Genomic DNA, 18,815 nt, shown 5'->3' with positions numbered 1-18,815 from the left:
TTCAAGACGAAGCCACATGTGCGCAAGAACAAAGGAGTATCAAGATGACTGAGGAAAGCAAGGCAACCGACCAGACGCCCCAGGGCAGCGTGCCGCCCAAAGGCGACCTTTTTGCCGAATTGAACCAGATGGGACAAAAGCTGGGCGCGGCCATGCAGGCCGCATGGGAAAGTCCAAAACGCAAAGAGCTCTCCGACGAGGTGCAGGAAGGACTGCTCGAATTCGGCAAGCAGGTTGATGCCGCGATCAAGTCCGCGCGCGAGAGCAAGTTAGGCGAAGAAGTGCGTGAGACCGCAGAGAAGGTGGTGGAAGAAGTCCGTCAGAGCAAAGTGCTCGACGAGATTCGGGACGGCATGCTGGCCGGGCTGAAGCAGATCAACGCGCAGTTGGACAAGCTGATGACCCGCGTCACGACCAAGCCAGCCGAAACCCCAGCCGCAGCGGCCGAAGAGACAGCCAAGGCCGAGGCGGCGGAAGTTGTGGAAACGCCAGCCGCATGGCCCCATGAGGGGCTGGACGCAGAAGCGGCTGGAGAACCGACGACAGACGCCTAGCCGTTCTCGCGGCCGACAGTGATGAGCGGCAAGCGGGGATAGAGTCCTCTTTTCACCGAAGGATAAGAGTCGCCATGGACGCCCGCTTGCAGGTTCGATGCCTGGACGCCGTACAGATATGAACGCCAATAGACGCTGGGTTGCTACGACCCAGCGTTTGTTGTTGTGTTTTCAGCCAGTTGTGAGACAATTTGCCAAAATACCCGTCAGTGTTAGACTTGCAAGCACCTCCGTCCAGGATGTGAACAGAATCGAATCGAAAGGATATTCCATGACTTTGCATGCACCACGTTTTATGCTGATCGGCCTTATCCTGCTGATCAGCCTGCTGACCGGCGCCGCGGCCGCCCAGCCCAGCGTCTCCTCTGCGCGCGTGGCTTCGGTGTCAACAAGCCGCAACGACCCTGCTCCACAGCTGCCGTTGACCATTGACGTGATGGGACAGATTGGCGGCCCAGGTTACGCCGTGGATGTGGTTGGCAGCTACGCTTATCTCGGTGTTGGCCCACGGCTGGTCATTCTCAATATCAGCAACCCGTCTAACCCGATCTTAGTGGGACAAAGCGGGCTGCTGCCAGATTTGGTGCGCGACGTGCAGGTGGTCAACGGCGTGGCTTATGTGGCGGCTGATGACCAGGGCGGACTGCAGATCATTAATGTGAGCAACCCGGCCGCCCCCGTGGTCATTAGCTCGTACAACACGCCGGGCGCAGCCAACAGCCTTGCCGTGGTTGGCGCCAACGTGTACGTGGCGGATGGATTCCCGGCCAAGGCGCTGCGCATTTTTGAGGTCAGCAATCCAGCGCATCCCATCCTGCGCGGCAGTTTCGATCTCACTGGCGATCCCCACCATATCGTGGTGGCAGGCGACATGGCCTACGTAGCGGCGGGTTACAGCGGCGGCTTGCAGATCATTGATGTCTCGAACCCCCTCGCGCCTGTTCTGCGCGGCCTGTTGGATACGCCTGGCGCGGCGCTGCAGGTGCGCCTGGTAGGAGATCGCGCGTATGTCGCAGACGGAGAACGCGGGATACAGATCGTGAACGTGGCCAATCCGGCTGCGCCTGTTATCCTGGGCAGCTATGATACCTACGGCGCAGCTGCATCCGTGAGCGTGGTTGGCACGCTTGCCTACATCGCTACGGGGCTGCCCAATAACGGATTGGAGATTGCCAATGTTAGCAATCCCGCGGCTGCGGGCCGGGTTAGCGTCTTGAACGGCGCCAGTGCAGGCAATGATATGGCCCTCGTTGGCTCGGTCGCGTTCCTGGCCCTGCAAGATGGCGGCGTCGCCACCATCAATGTCGCCAGCGCAGCGAACCCTACCGCGCTCGGTGCGTTTCAGACACCGGGCGCCATCGCGCGTGTGGCTGTTGCCGGCAATCGAGCCTATGTGGCCGCCAATTTTGGCGGTCTGCATATCATTGATGTCAGTAATCCGGCGGCGCCGCAGCGGTTGGGAAGCCTGGACACGCCTGGCACGGCGCTGGGTGTGGCGGTCAGCGGCAGCCTGGTTTATGTAGCCGACGGCTACGCCGGGCTGCAGATCATCAACGCGGCTAACCCCGCAAGCCCCGTGCTGGTTGGCGCGTATGACTCCCCCGGCTATGCCAACAGTGTCCAGGTCGTCGGCAGTCTGGCTTACCTGGCCGATGGCTACAACGACGGCCTCCTCATCATTGATGTCAGCAACCCGGCTCATCCGGTGCTGCGCGGTAGTTACAACACGCCTGGCTACGCGCTCGATGTCGCCGTCGCTGGGCAGCTGGCCTACGTCGCAGACGGCAGCACGGGAACGCTGCAAATCATTGACGTGTCCAATCCGGCGGCGCCAATCTTGCGCAGCCAGGTGTTGGGGTTCTTCTTCGCCTACGCCGTGGCCGTGGAAGGCGACATGGCCTACGTGGCGGAAGGCGGTAATTTACGTATCGTAGATGCCCACAACCCAGGCAATCCGGTCCTGCGCGGGGCATACAATACTGCGGTGTGGGCCGTAGGCGTGACCGTGAGTGACAACCTGGTCTATGTGGCAGACGGACGGCGGGGCGGCGTCCAGGTCATTGCGGCGACCAATCCCGACGAGCCGCAGCTCCACGATGGCCTGGCCATCCTGACAGGCTATGCCACGGGCGTTGCAGTCGCCGGCAACCAGGTCTACTTAGCTGACCAGGAGGGCGGTCTTTTCGTGCTGCGGCGCACAGAACCGCCCACGCCCACCCCCACCAACACACCCACGCTGACGCCGACAGCCAGCCGCACGCCCACGCCGACGCACACGTCAACGCCGACCAGCACGCCGAGGCCGACGCACACGTCAACGCCGACCAGCACAGCGACGCCAACGAGCACAGCCACGCCAACCCATACGGCAACCGCAACCAGCTCGCCCACGGCGACGCTGACGCCGACCGCAACTGTCACCCCCACAAGCACGCCAGTGGTGCGTACGCGCTACTTCCCCTATATCCCGCGACGGGGCCGTTGACCCACAAACCGCAGCGCGGCAGAGATTGTGACGTATGGGCTGGCGCCAACGTCAAAAAACGATAGAAATCGAAAAATGGCGCTCGCTGACCGTTTCGTTGTGCAGTGAAATCGTTCGCTTGACACAGCCAGTGGCGGCCAGCGCCCCACCCTGAAGCAACAAAAGGAGAGTCAATCGTATGGCAGTTCGAAGCGCAGAAGCAACTTGGAATGGCACCTTGCGTGCTGGCAACGGCACGATGCGGGTGAGCAGCGGTTTTTTTGAAGGGCCTTACACCTTCGCGTCCCGTTTTGAGGAAGAGAAGGGCACCAATCCAGAGGAACTGATTGGCGCGGCGCATGCCGGCTGCTACTCGATGTTCCTCTCGGCCCTGTTGAGCAACGCGGGCTTTACGCCCACCAGAATTCACACCACGGCGAAGGTGCACCTGGGCGCGGGGCCGACGATCACCAAGATCGAGTTGAACACTGAGGCCGAAGTCCCAGGCCTGGACGAAGCCACGTTTGCGGAAAAGGCCGCCGCCGCCAAAGCTGGCTGCCCGGTCTCGAAGGCCCTGGCCAGCGTGGACATCGAATTGACGGCCCGTTTGCTGGCGTAGCAGATCGCCACAAGCACACGTCTGAACAGAAATTAGCTGGATTGACAGGATAGATTCTTGTCAACCCAGCTTTTTTGTTTAGGGGAAACCGGTATCGCGACTGTACACGGCCACCCGCGATCATTGGCTGCGCCGAGCGCGGCGAGCCATCGGCAAACGGCGGAAGGGCATGAGGGACAGATGGGTCGGGCGCGCGCCGGACCAGGGTGACGGCGGCGCCATGGTCAGCCAGGTCAAAGCGCACAGCACCCGGTCGTAGTTCACACGCCAACCGGCAAAATCGCTCCACGCCTGATCGCGATCGGCCTTCAGCGGCACGCCCGCAGTCTCCAGGGTGACACACGCGGCATCAAATTCAGCGCGGGTGACGCTAATGGCGTCAACAGGAAAATGCGGATCCGGATTGTACTGAATATCGAAGAGGTCTGCGATGCGACGGAGCGCCAGGTAGCCAGCCCGCACACAGAGCGGGCCTTCGGCGGCGGTCGGAATGTCCAGTGTGGACAGGGTCAACGCGGCCGCATCGAGCACAGCGCCGGCCGCCGTCACCCAGGACTTGTCTGACCGGGGTGAGCGGAAGAACACCAGGGGGGCCAAAGACGTATGACTTTCTTCGATGTCGGCGAACCAGGCTTCCCAGGTCGCCCACTGTTCACGCAGCCGCTGCAAGCCGTGAATGCGATGGAAGCGCAGCAGCATATCAACGGCCGAGGGCGGACTGCCGGCCCGCACTTCAAGCATGGATACGTTTGTCTCTCGTCGGGAAAACGCAGAGTACATGGTGGGCAAGTAAGCAATCAAGAGAGCCACCAGGATCAAACCGGTGGCGGCCTCGGCGAAAGTCAAGATCATTTGGAGGGCGCCATCGCTCGTGGCAAATCCGAGGGTGAGGAGGGAAGACCCACTAATCTTGAAGGCTTGATACCAGGTAGGTACGCCGACCGCCCAGAACATGGCGGCAAAGCCGAACAGGAGAAAGGTGTACCAGACGGGTATGAGGGTCAAGACGGCAACCGGCGCAAAGAAAGCCAGCGCGCGGTCGCGTTCTTGGTACGCCAAAGTTCCACGCAAACGCAGTGCGAAAAGGCTGTAAACGCCGCGAAAAACAGCGGTGGTAAGTCGGTCTGGTGCACCGCGCGGCAAGACAAACGTCTGCACGGCAGAATAGACCGCGCTGACGGCCAGGGCAAATCCAAGCACGAAGGAGAATAGTCTGATCACCATGATGAGCTGACGCTGACCGAATGCAGCTTCACTACGTCATTGCGTCACTTCGACGACCGCAGCGACCATCTGGGTAGATTCCCAACGGCGTAGGGCAGGGCGCAGGCTGAGCAAAAGCAGGACGGCCGCCACCATGGCCACACCGTTGATGCGAATCGCCAATGCGGGGCCCAGGTGTTGGGCGCTGAATCCCAACACCAATGAAGCCAGGGGCTGAATGCCAAAGCTGACCATGGTGAAGACGCTGAGCAGCCGCGCGCGCATCGTAGGCGGGGCCATGGTCTGCAGGAGACCGCTGGCGGTGGTAATGACCGCGGGGACAGTCAAGGAAACGATGAAGAGGCAGAGCATAGACAGCGGCAGCCAGGTTGAAAACGAGAAGAAAACAAACCACGTGCCGGCCCAGGCGCAGCACAGCCCAAGGACGATGCCTGTACGCGTAAATCCCTGCACAATGGGCACCACCACGATGGCGCCCACCAGCGCGCCCGCGCCGGAGGCTGCCATAAGCAGCCCCAACGTGTCTGCCTGACCATGAAGGACGCGATCTGCCACAGCCGCCAGGATATTCATCACCGACAGGCCAAAGAAGGTCACAAAGACGGTGTACAGGATCACATCCTGCAGACGGGGCTGCGTGCGGATAAAGCGCAGCCCTTCTGTAAACTCTGTCCAGGAATTGCCTGTGGACGGGCGCCGGACCTGTTGTGAACGCACCACGATGAGGCTGATGATCACCGCGACGAAGCTCAGGCCGTTGATCCCAAACGCCACGGCAGCCCCCAATGAACCCACCACAAAGCCCGCCAAGGCTGGGCCGACCATGCGACTCACCTGCATGATCATAGCATTGACGACCACCGCCTTGCGCACCTCACCCATGCCGGTCAGATCGCCAATGAAGGCCTGCTGAGCGGGGAAATCAACCGCCGAAACGATGCCCAACAGGAAACTGAGCACGTAGATGTGCCACAACTGCACCAACCCGGTTTGCACCAGGAATGCCAGGGAAAATGCGAGCAGCATGGCGACCGTTTGCGAGCCGATCAGGAGCTTGCGGCGATCAAGGCGGTCCGCCCACACGCCTGTCATTGGACCGAAGAGTAGAATGGGCAGCGTGGACAGCATCGCCACTGCGCCGAGCGCAGCGGGAGAGTGGGTTAATTCCCATACGACCCATCCCTGCGCCGTGGCCTGCATCCAGGTGCCAATCAACGAGACAGACTGTCCAGCAAGATAGTGGCGGAAGTTCGCGAAGCGCAGTGGGGTGAAGCTGCTGCGCACGGAGTTCAGAAATTGCATGGTTGTCATCCTCGCTTGCGATCAACAGAACAGCGCAAGCGCAGGAGTCTGCGCTTGCGCATGAGCGGGCTGTTAGTTTATTCGCGCAGGGGCGAAAAGGCAAATGGGACTATGCCTGCTTGACGATTTCGGCCTCGATGTTGATGTTGATGTTATCGCTCACGAGGAAACCGCCTGTCTCCAGGGCCACATTCCAGTTCAGGCCCCAATCTTTGCGGCTGATCTTGGTGCTGGCGCTGAATCCGGCGCTGGTGGCGCCCCATGGGCTTTTCGCCATGCCGTTGAATTCCACATCCATCGTGACCGGGCGCGTGACGTTTCGGATCGTCAAGTCGCCGGTAATGCGGCCGCGCTCTGCGCTCAGCACTTCCATCTTGGTGCCCTTGAACGTCAAGTGCGGGAAGTTTGCCACGTCCAAGAAATCAGGCGATTTGAGATGGTCGTCTCGCCTGGAATCACGCGTGTTGATGCTGGCGGCATCAATTTGCACGTCGAGGGCCGACTGCGCCGGGTTCTGCTCATCAAACTCAACAACGCCGCCAACGTTCTCGAAAGATCCGTGCACGTTCGAGATCATCATATGCCGCGCTGAAAAAACGACACGCGTATGTGAGGGGTCAATTGTCCAAGCCATGGTGTAAATCTCCTTCAAGTTGAAATACTTTGATGTTTTTTAATTCATCACTTAATGGTTTGATATTAAACTATTTTCACTCATTCTGCTGTAGGTTCAATTACAATCTGGTGTTGATGCAGAGATGTGGTTCGGGGCGCGATCGAGTTCTTAGGCGTCGGCCGGCGCAGGCATATCCGCGGTGGACGCCCCGCGGCCCAGCTTGCGGCACAGCGCGCCCAGCGTGCGCTGCTCATCGGCCGTGAGCGCGCTCATCTCTTCAACGACGGCCGCGACGTGCACCGGGAAAATGCGCCGAATGGCTTCTTCGCCGGCCGGGGTCAATGACACGACGACCATCCGGCGGTCTTCGGCGTCGCGCTCGCGACGCACCAGTCCGTGCTTTTCCAGGTTGTCAATCACCATCGTGATGTTGCCCGAACTCTTGAGGATCTTGCTGGCAATGACATTCTGGCACATCGGGCCGAGATGCAGCAGGCTCTCCATGACGGCAAACTGCGTGGGCGTCAACTCCGCGTGCGTTCCATGCGCATGCAGCCGCGCCATGAATGAATCGGACGCGCGCTGCAGCTTGACAAAGGTATCGAGGGCCAAAACCTGCTCTGGCTCACCTTGAAAATGGGTTGGCATGACTATTTCACCTTGAATCGTTCAATGTCGAAATAGTAGCACGGGATAATTAAGTTGTCAAGTGGAGTATGCTTCGCTTCGCGCATACCGGCCGGCGAAGTGAGCGCAGCCAAACCGGAGTTGCCGTCACTCCTTTCAGCACCTCCACCTGAGGCCCTGAACCTGGTAGCCAGGTGCAAGGCCCTGGAGGCCTCTGGTTCAACCTCGAAGAGGCTTCCTTGTGTAGGCAGACGGCTTTAGCCTTTGGCGAGGCCGGCGAACGAGGCGAACCGGCTGGGGGAGTTGCTCTAAGGTGGCGCAACTGGCATCGGAAACCTCATCTAAAAAAGGCACCCCAAAACCATGTTTTTTGCGCAAATCCGTTACTTGGATTACAATACATACAACACATCCATTGCAGCCGCAATCCGCTGGGTGTTCATTCAGCCACCTTCACGACAACGGATCTTTCAGACTGAGCTGTCCGGAACAGCCGGCGCAGCCTTCTGCTTGATCCTGCGCAAATCATCGGTGAATCGACTCAAGTAAAATCGCAAGGAAGAGACGCAATGAAGCCAAGCTCAAGCGCGGATGTACAGACTCACCCTTATACGGAGCAAGCACATGGCGTCCCCCCGCAGAAACCGACTGCCGACCTCAAGCCGGGAATGTATGTCCGGATCCCCGTGGATACTGACGACACTCCCATCGCAGGTGAACACCGCGACTTCAGGTTAGCACAGGTGCTCTCTGTTGCCGCCAACGGCGGCAGTGCCCAAGTTGTCATTATTGAACCGTACGATGAGCACAGACTGCGTCGATTGCCGCCCCTTGATGTGCCTCTGGCGTTCGTCCATCGGTGTGCTATCGCCGAATACAGCAGGTTCATCCATCGTGATACCCGGAAGTGGGGACGCATTCTGGCTCCCTGCCAGTCTGATTTCACTCCAGGCGAGTACCACACCTACTATGTCGAGCTCGGAGAAGTCGTCTGCACGGTATCGGAAGCTGAGCTTTACGTTCCTTTCACCGAGGGATCGCCCGATCCTGTTCAGCAGATGCGCCAGTACGAACTTCACCCCCCACGATGGCGAGCCAGGCGGGATAGTCTTGTCGAGAGCTACGCCATGTTGCAGGCCGCTACCTTCGGCATGGAGGAGTTGGTGGGCACGCGTATCTCCCTTCTAGCCCATCAGGCGGAGGTAGTGGCACGGGTACTGGGCGATCGCACTTGTAGGTATATGCTCGCCGATGAAGTGGGTTTGGGCAAGACGATCGAGGCATGTGTCATCTTGAAGGGATTGCGGAGGCGACTTCCTCGGCTTAAAGCTCTGATAGTGGTTCCTGCCGCACTATTGCGCCAGTGGCACAACGAACTGAATGACAAATTCTGGCTTGATTTCCACGTCGACACATCCCAACCAGAGAAGGCGCTATCGGAGTCCGTGCCTGGATTACTTGTGAGTCATGAGACACTGGCGGCAGACGCTGGTCTCTGGGATTGGCTGGCACAACAACAATGGGGTCTTTTGATCGTTGACGAGGTTCACAATCTCCACCGCCAACGGCGCCTGTACAACCGGGTTGTGACATTGAGCAAGGACGCTGAACGTGCGTTAATGCTGTCGGCAACACCGGTTGAACGTCGGGCAAAAGAGTACCTAGTCCTGTTGAAACTAATGCATCCCGACCACTATGGAAAAATCAGTGCGGCGGACTTCGATCGCATGCTTGCGGCTCAGAGCCAGATTAGAAGCACAGTTGCCTATCTCACGCGCGCACTGAATCCGACCGACTTCAATGCAGAAGAATTCTATCAGGAGATGCAACCGATACAGAGCGCTCTCGATCACGATCGGACCTTGCACGGCCTCCTTGAGAACATGAGCCCCACTGCCCATGAAAGGGGACCTAATGCTGCTCGTGAAGTATTACAGTACATCAGCGAGAACTACCGCATCGAGAGCCGCGTTATCCGCAACCGCCGCGTCAATCTTCAGATACAATTGCCCGTTCGACAGGTGACTACCGAGTATGCCTATCGACCGGACATTGTGGAGAGCGAAACTATACTGGCTCTGACCGAATACGCAGCCGCCTGCCTGTCGGCAAGTCGCAAGGGAGCAGCCGAAATTGCGTATTGTCAATTGCTCTTCCATGCCGCTTTCAGCAGCCCGGATGCGCTCGTGAATCTCCTCGCGTTGCGTCAAGCAACTCTATCGGGGTCAAAACGCCCTAGCAGGCAAGCTTCGGTCGCAGATGAGATTTCCGAAATCAAACCATTCACTGAGGAACCAACACTCCTGGCCAGGCTTCTCTGGCGCAGCGAACGATGGCAAGAACAGACAAAGGCAACCCTTACCAGTCTGCCGCACGGCGTTGTGCCACCAAATCTGCCGCACAGGTTGGTACAAGTCCTGCGAGCTATTCACCAGGCCATCGGCCGACCGGGGGTTAAAGTATTGGTGTTCTCGGCTTGGAAAGCCTCTCTTGACGCCCTATACATGAAGCTGACGCGTACCTATGGCCGCCAGGTAATCGCACGTTTTCTGACTGGACTGGATGGCCAAGAACTGCAAAGCGAGGTAGATCGGTTCCAGGCAGATGACACGTGCCGCATTATGCTGACCGATGAATCTGGTGGCGAGGGTCGTAACTTTCAGATCGCTGATCAGGTGGTGCATGTTGACCTACCATGGACCCCAGCCAGGGTCGAGCAGCGCATCGGTCGCGTTGACCGTTTGGGGCGTACAGGTACGGTACTGTCAATCGTACCCTTCGCTCGCGGTACGTTGGAGGAAGACCTCTTCAGGCTCTGGCACGATGCTTTCAAACTGTTTGAGCAATCGATGAGTGGCCTTGAGATCGTGCTTGAAGATATCCAGGACAAAATTGGCAATGCGTTTGCTCAAAGCCCGACAGAGGGACTCGCTGATCTGTTGGCCGAGATGAAACGTTCTGCCAAGCGCTTGCGCGAGCAGGTGGAGGAAGAGCGTTACTTCGAAGAGGGAAGCATCGACTATCGTCGCCGTAGCGAGTTTGAGCAGATCGCCGAACGTTATCGCGATGGCGAGTTGTTGCGCGAATCCTTGCTGGAGTGGGCCAACATGGCCGGGCTCTACCACCATTACAATCCACATACCAGAATTGCGGTCTTCGATCCGAAGGAATTCAATATCAGAAGTATTGAGAACGCTAAGTTTGCGCAGCCGCCCAACATGCAAGAGGCACTGCGCCGTTCCAGGCGTGAACACAATCTCGTCCTCAAAGGTACGTTTGATCGCGATCTCGCTGTTCGTCGCGAGGACATCATTTTCTTCGCTCCCGGCGAGTTATGGACCGATGCTGTTCTTGCCAATGCTTTGCGCGCTGATCGCGGTCGCTGTACAGCAATCTTGCGTGCGGCGCCAGAGCTATCGGAGACCTGGCACGGGTTTGAGTTTCTCTTCCGCATCACAATCGATGCGCGGGCACTCTACGCGGAAGGGCATCATCCAGTGCACTTGCTTCGTGCCCAGGGTTATCTCGGTGTGTCAACTTATCGTACATACGTCTCTACCGCTGGGGAGATCGTGAAGCCGAGCAGCCCCATTGGACGAATCTTGCGTCGACCCTTTGATAACCGCGAAGACTATCATCTGGGAAAACGATCGGGCAGTCCTTCTCCTCTATTGCAGTTGAAACAGCTCTACACACCGCAGGGATGGCAAGATGCGATCACGACAAGTTTGCGAGCGGCTGACACACAGTTGAGACACGAGTTGACCCATACTGTCGAACTTTCGCAGGGGGCCAACGCTGCCTATCAACAGAGCGCGGCGGGTCAGCGAGCTGCACATCGCTGGTTATTCGGTGATAGTGTTCCTCTGCCGCACGAGATAAGCGAATACGAGTCCATCTCTCAGGCTCTCGTGCAGGGGCTTGCTTGCCCGAGGTGGCAATTGGAGTCTATTTGCTTCTGGGTAGTGAGGCCTCCTGTGAGCAATGATTGAAGATCCACTACACCCACTCTGCGACCTGCTAAATGCCGAAAGACCGAATTTCGACATGTTCCGCGCAGCGACCGATCGCTTGCTTCAAGCGACGCAAGGACGCGAACTGATCTTGGTCCAGACTGCCGCACGCCTTGCCGCCGCAATCGAAGCTCTGAATATGATTGCAGGCACGGCAGTCTCTCCGGCGGGTGCTCCTGACGTTGTGGCACTGCTACGCCAGTTGATTCGGGCGACCCATCCTCTAGCAATCTCGACACGGCTATGGGCGCGTATTCGAGCGGCTGCAGAGCTCGCCTGGCTTTACGGCGTGTCTCACGGGGATCAGGTCGAGGTCATGGCATCTCCCTGGACAAGCGACTGGCTTCCCCATTCAGAGCAGATCGATACCCTGCAACGCCGGCGCTTCGACGACCCGAGCCCCGGAGATGGTATGCTCTATGCCATGAGCGAGGCTGCAGGCCTAGGATGGACCACATACCAGTCGGATGCACAAAAGGCGGCTGTAGACGCCTGGGTCTTCGCGCCACCTGGCAGCACGACATTGGTCACCCTCCCGACAGGAGGTGGCAAAAGTCTTTGTGGATTGCTACCGCCGTGGTTTCAAACCCGCGGCGGCCGGCGCAGCCAGGGTGCGACATTAGTCGTTGTTCCAACTGTGGCGCTGGCTCTGGATCAAGAGCGCCAGGCCAGAAGATTCTTCAGGCACGCGGTGGGTGACCTTTCAAAGCCAATCAGTCGAACCGGGGATACCTCGCAGGCAGAGCGGCAAGCAATCGAGGCCGCCTTGCGAGATGGACGTCTGCCCATTATCTATACCTCTCCCGAATCCCTCTTGGGTTCCCGGCTTTATGATGTCTGTCTTCAAGCCGCGCAGGCTGGTTTGCTATCTCGCTTTGTAATTGACGAGGCACATCTCATTGCATCATGGGGCGCCGGTTTCCGGCCAGAGTTCCAGTTGCTGGCCGCTTATCGGCGGCGACTGCTGGAAGCCACGGGCGGCCAGTTGCGCACACTCCTTCTCTCCGCGACAGTGGCCGAGGACGGTCGGGCCACAATCGAGCAGCTTTTTTCTGAGCCGGGCAAGCTAATTGTCATACAGGCGAACCGCCTGCGACCTGAGATTGGATACTGGTTTCACTTCTCGGGAAGCGCCGCCGCGCGACGCAGCCGTGTTCTCGATGTGCTGACTTTTCTACCTCGCCCCCTTATTCTCTACGTAACTCGGCCTGATCAAGCCGAACAATGGGAGAGCGAGTTGCGCAGCCTGGGATACACGCGGATCGCCTCCTTCACAGGAGATACGGATGCTGATTCCCGGCGTCGGTTGATTCGACAATGGGAAAACAATGAGATCGATGTAATGTTAGCAACGTCTGCGTTCGGGCTTGGCGTGGATAAAGGCGACGTGCGGGCGGTTCTGCACGCTACAATGCCTGAGAATGTCGATCGCTTCTACCAGGAGGTGGGCCGCGGTGGACGCGACGGCTACAGCGCCATTAGCCTGGTTTGTGCTGCCAATGATCTCAACAAGGACCGTAGTGATGTCACCCTTGCCTACAGTCTTCAGCCGAAGCTGATTACTCAAGAGAAAGCCTTGCCGCGCTGGCAGGGGATGATCGCGACGTCATCCGTGGACGGTGAAGTGCGGTGGGTGGATCGGGATGCCAGGCCGATTGGTCGCCCCGAGATACAGCGATCAGAGCGGAACCGTGAGTGGAACGAACACCTGCTACTCATGATGCAGCGAGCACGGCTCATCGAGATCGCAGATGCACCGCCGCCGCGAACCGATGGCGATGGCACCAATCTAAGTCGTATACCTATTCGAATCCTCAGCGAAGATGTGTTCAACTCACCCGATCAGGCGCTGACCCGCATTGAACCCTATAGGCTAGAAGAAAGGCAAACTGCAGATCAAGCTCTGAGAGGCATCATCGATTTGGTATCTGATTACGCTAGCGAGCATGCACGAGAGAAGGGATGCATCGCGCAGCGTTTCGCGGCAGTGTATGAGAATGTACAATATGCCTGTGGAGGCTGCCCGGCATGTCGTCACGACGGGCAGATTCCATACAGCGATCCACTGCGCTTCTCCATTGACTACCCTATTCCGTTGAGACGGATGGTGGCGGCAGCAGAGGAGATCGATCCGAAGCTGTCCAGACGGCTAGGAGCCTGGCGCAGCCTAAACGTGACCTGGCAGGGACCCCGCACAACGGCCGGAATGCATATCATGGTCGGGCTGATTCCGCAGTTGGTCCGCGCAGGCTTCCAACAGGTAGTCTATCCATTTGGTTTACTTGACGACCCGGTGCTACGAGACCAACTAATCAGGGCGCTCGCGCAACCCGACCCGCAACGGCCGCCGCTCTTTCACCGCCTGCTGCCACATACCTGGATTACGGAAGAGGATTGTCCGCTCTTTCCACTGACTACCGTGGTACTATATCCACCGGATGACCGACGGGGAGACCGGCTGTTTCGAGCCATTCGGAAAACAAACCAGAATGGCATTCACTTTCCCGCTATTGTAAATATCGTGCACGAAGCGCTTCACCTGACTAGTGAAGGGAAGCAGTTCACGGAGCATGTAGATGGCCTAAGCGAGCCATTGAGGCATTTTCAAGCGCTGCTAGACAGCACCGAGGAACTGCCTGCTTTCTTCTGAGGAGCCAACAATGGGTTCTGAGATGATTAAGGACAAGTTAGTCGTCACACCTCAGCGCATCCACGCCCTAGTGAAGTGTGTCCATGTGCTGGGAGAAGTACCGCGTGAGACGCTATTGGACCTGCTGCAGCCCAACGCAATCACCGACAATCGGGAGACAACCATACTCGTCTACCGATATGCGCGCCGCTACGATCTGGTGAAGGAAAACGAGACAACGGACCGTCGCGTCAGTCTGGCGATTCCCGCTACGGTCGTAACCGACTATGAGACTTTTCGCCAGCACATGCAGCAGGTGCTGCTTGGGGTCACAGATGAAGCGCAGGATAATTTCCTACTCAGCCAGTTCGCGGCGTGGTATGCCTGTCAAGATGAACGGGTCATGGGGTACTCGAAAGCGAGTTTTGAGGCGAAGTTCCATGAAGATCTCTACCCATCCTCAAAACAACGCGTACTCGCCGAGCAACCTGGCATCAGTGCTTGGCGCACCTGGGCGGAGTTCCTCGGTTGGGGATGGCCACTCAAATTCGCACAGGGTGAAGAGGCCAAGATTGTGCCAGACGCCACCTTGCGCATCCGGCCATTGCTATTGAAGCTCCTGCCTGACCTACGCATCGACGTGCCGTTGGGAGCCTTTGTCGCCAGACTGGGCGCCATCTGCCCCGAGCTTGACGGTGGAGTCCTGTACGCGCGTTGCTGGGATGCCAGTCATGGCGGTGAGCCGCGCGGCAACCGGGTCAGCTTGATGGTTTCGACTGCACTCCGAGTGCTAAACCAGCAAGGTGCCATCGCCCTGATCGATCGACGCGATGTAGCCGATAACTGGACTTTGTTCCCTGCGCAGAGTTACATCAATCGTGTTACCCATGTGCAGCGAAAGGAGGTCCGATGAGACAGGCATTCTCTGGATACCAGTGCTGGCGCGCCGAACGCATCGGCGCAGTCATCAACAAAGAGGCGCTCTCCGTCAGTCGGGCGAGTTTCCTGGCAACTCACGTCCCGCTGCGGCACATCACCTACGAGAAGTCGCCGCAGCAGATCAGACAGACGGATGAGAGCAGCTTTCTCTTCGAATTAGACCGCGCCACCGAAGAGGATCGTCATGTGTTTGCGGCGGTAAAGGGAATTCCAGGCACGGGCAAGTCGCATCTGATCCGTTGGTTGAAGGAGCAGTATGCTTTGCGACATCCCACCGATGTCGTTTTGCTTGTGGCGCGTTCAAATAGCAGTCTGCGTGCGACCATCCAACAGATCATTGATTCCCACCTGTTCGACACGGAAAGCCTGCCGGAGCAATTGAGACGTCTGCAGAGTGCCGTTGAGGTACTGACACGCGCGGGGCTAGAAGAACGCTTGCTCAACACATTGCAGGAGGCGACGCGCGCCCTCGATTGGGAGAGTGTTCAGCGACGATTGGGCCGTTTGCATCGCCATGTGACTCCGTCTCGCGTCGAGGGTCTGTTGCTCGACGTCAACGTGCGCGAGCGGCTCAAAGAAGAAGACGCCCCTATCGCTCGCGTCGCATCCTTTCTCACGACGGGAAGTGGTGACAACCAGGGAGTCGACCGCGTGCCAGGGTTCGAGGAAGCGGACTTGGAGTTCGACGTTGATTTTTTGCGCCGATTAAGAAACGAAGGGGCCTACCGCGAAGTGCTCAATTTCTGCAACGATCTCCACCAGAAGACTGAGATCCGTGAGAGTACAGCGCGCTATCTGAGTTTCGCCCTTCACAATTATGCTATTAGCGCGGCTACCGAGCTTGCTGCCGGCGACCTGCGTACCATGTTCGGCGATTTGCGGCGCCATTTACGCGGGCAAGGTAAGAACCTGGCGCTGTTCATCGAAGATATCACCGCTTTTACTGGCATTGACGAGGGCCTTGTCGAGGTCTTGATTACGCAACATACCGGCGAAGCGAATGCCGAGTTCTGCCGCCTCATTTCGATTATTGGTGTGACCGATGGTTACTATGCCGACCGCTTCCCGGACAATATCCGGGAACGGATCACCCATGTGCTGACTCTGAACGCAAGCGGACGAGCTGAATCGGACCTGATGCAGGATTCAGAGGTGCGCGCAGAATTCGCGGCGCGCTACCTGAATGCTATGCGGTTGAGTCAGACAGACCTGACGGCATGGGCTGAGCATGGGGCACGGCCGGATGCTCTACCCAACGCCTGTGCAGACTGTCCTTTTGTTAGCGATTGCCACGCCGGGTTCGAGAACGTTCGTTTGCAGGCGGCAGGCGCTCCGAGTTCCTCTGTGGGGCTCTATCCGTTCAACCGCACAGCTTTGGATACGCTGTATGGTTTCCTTCGAGAGGGCGTCGGTCGCACGCCGCGCACCTTCTTGAACAGCATCCTGGCGTACGTAATGCAAAGCCACGGTGATAAAATTGGCGCAGGAGAGTTTCCACCGCCGGCCGCCGAGCTGGCCACCGATGTTGATATCCCCAGCTTCAATCCGCCGGCTCACGAACGCGTTGTTATCGCACAGGGACGGGATGCGGCTCGACGCCTGTCGACTCTCTTCCTGGTTTGGGGAGACCGCAATGTCCATCAGACATTGCAGGATGGGGTCCAACTGGTCGGCGGTGTGCCTCAAGAGGTATTCCGTGCGTTCCGCCTGCCCCTGATCACTGGGGTTTCAGGAACAACCGTACCGCCCCAAAAGAGCACAAAAGGAGATGAGGTTGACAAGGATACAGATGGGCAAAGGCCCCAGGTCAGCAAACTGACGGAGAATATCGAAGCGTGGGCCAACGGTGGCATGCTCCACGGGTATGATCGGTTCACCGACTGGCTGGCCGATCTGGCTCGCTCATTTATCGATTGGCAGAATCACGGGATTTCACCGACCCAGGTACGTGAGTATGTAGCCGGCGGCCGCTTTGCCATCGAAGGCCAGACGCGCGCGATGCAAGCAGGTCGCTTATACCTCGAGTTCAAGAAGTCGAATGATCTGCGGCATGTTTTGCAGGCACTGGCCGACCTCAATGACGGCAGTGTGGCGCTGTCGCCCGATCAGTTTGGTGAACACCTGGCTACATTAAGCGTGTGGATTCGCCACGAAGAGGCACGCATCGTGTCTTTCGTCCGTGAGCCAACGCAACTGGAGCCGTCGCCGCTCTACCTAACTCGCGTTTTGCTCGTTGACTGCGTGCTCCTCGCCTGCCTGACTGGCGATCTGACACCTGACGCTCTCAGTAGCATCGATCTCTATCAGCAAGTCGTGGCAAGCTGCGCCCGATCCTCACAGGAGCGTTGGAGAGATTCGCTTGACCATCAATCCAGCCAGTACTCTGCAGAGTGGACTGGGTTAATGCGGAAACTCAACGTGCAGCATGCAGTTCATGTTTGCCGCTCAGAATTGCTCCAACTACTTAACCGGCCGCAGGGTGCCAGCACGAACGTGCGTTTCCTCGACGCAGCCACGGCCCTCGACATCCTCGCTGATTTCAATGACCAGAATTGGGCTTTGGAGCCGCTCTCCGTCCATCCTGCAACCACCGATCAAACCTGGAGCAGTGCTGTCCGTATCTATGAGGCGCTTGTGGATAGTTTCTGGCCAGTCATGCAGGCGACACAAAATCAGTTGAAGCTGTTCCATAGTCGCCTGCGCGATTTCCTGGCTGATGGCACACCAGCCGAAATCTTCGAAATGATCCGAAGTCTACTCATTTCTTTGCGTCAGGTCAAGGCTTATCCTCCGGAACTCGACGAACCTTTTGGGGGAGCGCAAGGCGGAAGCGCCATTGGTCCCGGCAGGCTCGTCGACTTGGTCGAGGAATTGGAGACCCAGTTCGAAGTGCCCTCGGGGCGCTCCCAGGCTCTCCATCTGTGTGTCGGGTATGCCCGCTGGAACATCTCGCTGCGCCGACACTTGGAGTACTTCGAACGCTTCGAGAAAGCAATGAAAAACCAGCAAACCCAGTTGCAGCAAGATCTACAACGATTGCGCTCGCGATCAAATGCGCCTCAGGAATATGCGCGTACGCTGAGCAAATTCGATGAGGTGATAGCCCTACTGGAGCCACTCACAGCAGAGGTGCAGAGATGATCCGGCAACTTGTCACCGATCTCAGTCGCCAAATCGAGGAATTCGGGCATCTGCAGCGCGCGGCGAGTCAAGTCACATCCATCCAGTCGGTAGGCGACCTACTCATTCCTATCCAACGCGACCTATCTGCCTGGTTCTCCGCCTTTCCACTGGTAGCACCCTATCTGAACGTCGGCGATGCAGAGAGCGTTCGTCAGCAAGCTGCAGTCCTCAAACGCCAGTTCATCCAGGCGCGCGACCGGTTTGCAGCCGACTACGGGGCACCGGCTGGACTAAACCGCATGCAGTCGGCCGCAAAGGCCATGCTTGACGATACGCGGAAGTATTGGCAAGCGTATGCCGAGGAGCAGATTCGCCCTTTGCGAAGCCAGATCAACCTGGCTCACCGACTGCCGAAGATGCACCGAAACATCGAGGAAATCGATCGGACACACAAAGTACTCAGCGACCTAGGCGAGAAGCTGCCGCAGCGTGCGGAGGAAGTGGCTCTTTTCAGCTTCTTGCTGGCTCAGTTGAGGGCCAGGCTTGGCACAATAGATGGCCTGTCTGCGGATCAGAGGGCGTTCCTGGAGAAGGTGCAGCGCGGGAGTGCCACCCTTGATGACGTCAGCGGGTCACTGCTGGTGTGGTGCAGGGAAGAGGATCTGGCTGGGCTGCTAAAGGTCGTCTTTTAGCAGTTGGGGTGAC

At 58.1% G+C, this 18,815-nt stretch carries 12 protein-coding genes; 8 read left to right on the top strand and 4 right to left on the bottom strand.

The features are described from left to right. Positions 1 to 44 precede the first annotated feature (44 nt). From ACPQ6D_RS03405 to ACPQ6D_RS03395, 3 genes are all read left to right on the top strand, one after another. Positions 45 to 554 carry a hypothetical protein gene (locus tag ACPQ6D_RS03405; protein ID WP_423222889.1) on the top strand — a complete coding sequence of 170 codons (510 nt, stop codon included), beginning with the start codon at positions 45 to 47 and terminating at the stop codon, positions 552 to 554. A 271-nt stretch (positions 555 to 825) separates the two neighbouring features. Beyond that, on the top strand, positions 826 to 3,039 hold the full coding sequence (locus tag ACPQ6D_RS03400) for a hypothetical protein (RefSeq protein ID WP_423222888.1): 2,214 nt from the start codon (positions 826 to 828) through the stop codon (positions 3,037 to 3,039). A 178-nt stretch (positions 3,040 to 3,217) separates the two neighbouring features. After that, positions 3,218 to 3,637: an OsmC family peroxiredoxin gene (locus tag ACPQ6D_RS03395; protein WP_423222887.1), complete on the top strand. Its 420-nt coding sequence runs from the start codon at positions 3,218 to 3,220 to the stop codon at positions 3,635 to 3,637. 120 nt (positions 3,638 to 3,757) lie between these two features. On the opposite strand, the gene ACPQ6D_RS03390 is transcribed toward ACPQ6D_RS03395, so the two are convergent. From ACPQ6D_RS03390 to ACPQ6D_RS03375, 4 genes are all read right to left on the bottom strand, one after another. After that, positions 3,758 to 4,861 carry a hypothetical protein gene (locus tag ACPQ6D_RS03390; protein ID WP_423222886.1) on the bottom strand — a complete coding sequence of 368 codons (1,104 nt, stop codon included), beginning with the start codon at positions 4,859 to 4,861 and terminating at the stop codon, positions 3,758 to 3,760. A 36-nt stretch (positions 4,862 to 4,897) separates the two neighbouring features. Further along, complete coding sequence (locus tag ACPQ6D_RS03385; RefSeq protein ID WP_423222885.1) at positions 4,898 to 6,163, bottom strand: MFS transporter; 1,266 nt, start codon at positions 6,161 to 6,163, stop codon at positions 4,898 to 4,900. 109 nt (positions 6,164 to 6,272) lie between these two features. Beyond that, on the bottom strand, positions 6,273 to 6,797 hold the full coding sequence (locus ACPQ6D_RS03380) for a YceI family protein (protein WP_423222884.1): 525 nt from the start codon (positions 6,795 to 6,797) through the stop codon (positions 6,273 to 6,275). A gap of 150 nt (positions 6,798 to 6,947) precedes the next feature. Beyond that, positions 6,948 to 7,427, bottom strand: a complete 480-nt coding sequence (locus ACPQ6D_RS03375; protein WP_423222883.1) for a MarR family winged helix-turn-helix transcriptional regulator — start codon at positions 7,425 to 7,427, stop codon at positions 6,948 to 6,950. Positions 7,428 to 7,975: 548 nt separating this feature from the next. Between ACPQ6D_RS03375 and ACPQ6D_RS03370 the strand changes: the two genes are divergently transcribed. The 5 genes from ACPQ6D_RS03370 to ACPQ6D_RS03350 are packed head-to-tail and all read left to right on the top strand — an operon-like array spanning position 7,976 to position 18,802. Next, complete coding sequence (locus ACPQ6D_RS03370) at positions 7,976 to 11,398, top strand: SNF2-related protein (RefSeq protein ID WP_423222882.1); 3,423 nt, start codon at positions 7,976 to 7,978, stop codon at positions 11,396 to 11,398. Beyond that, positions 11,391 to 14,069 carry a protein DpdF gene (dpdF, locus tag ACPQ6D_RS03365; RefSeq protein WP_423222881.1) on the top strand — a complete coding sequence of 893 codons (2,679 nt, stop codon included), beginning with the start codon at positions 11,391 to 11,393 and terminating at the stop codon, positions 14,067 to 14,069. The genes ACPQ6D_RS03370 and dpdF overlap by 8 nt, the downstream gene beginning before the upstream one ends. Positions 14,070 to 14,079: 10 nt before the next feature. Further along, entirely contained in the window at positions 14,080 to 14,961 is an 882-nt protein-coding gene (locus ACPQ6D_RS03360) for a hypothetical protein (protein ID WP_423222880.1), read from the top strand. Next, positions 14,958 to 18,128: a hypothetical protein gene (locus ACPQ6D_RS03355; protein WP_423222879.1), complete on the top strand. Its 3,171-nt coding sequence runs from the start codon at positions 14,958 to 14,960 to the stop codon at positions 18,126 to 18,128. Before ACPQ6D_RS03360 ends, ACPQ6D_RS03355 begins: the two co-directional genes overlap by 4 nt. Beyond that, entirely contained in the window at positions 18,125 to 18,802 is a 678-nt protein-coding gene (locus tag ACPQ6D_RS03350) for a hypothetical protein (protein ID WP_423222878.1), read from the top strand. Before ACPQ6D_RS03355 ends, ACPQ6D_RS03350 begins: the two co-directional genes overlap by 4 nt. Positions 18,803 to 18,815: the final 13 nt, after the last annotated feature.

It is taken from the genome of Candidatus Amarolinea aalborgensis, from assembly GCF_900491745.1.
GTDB classification, from domain to species: domain Bacteria; phylum Chloroflexota; class Anaerolineae; order SSC4; family Amarolineaceae; genus Amarolinea; species Amarolinea aalborgensis.
This window is presented reverse-complemented; position numbering and strand designations above follow the sequence as displayed.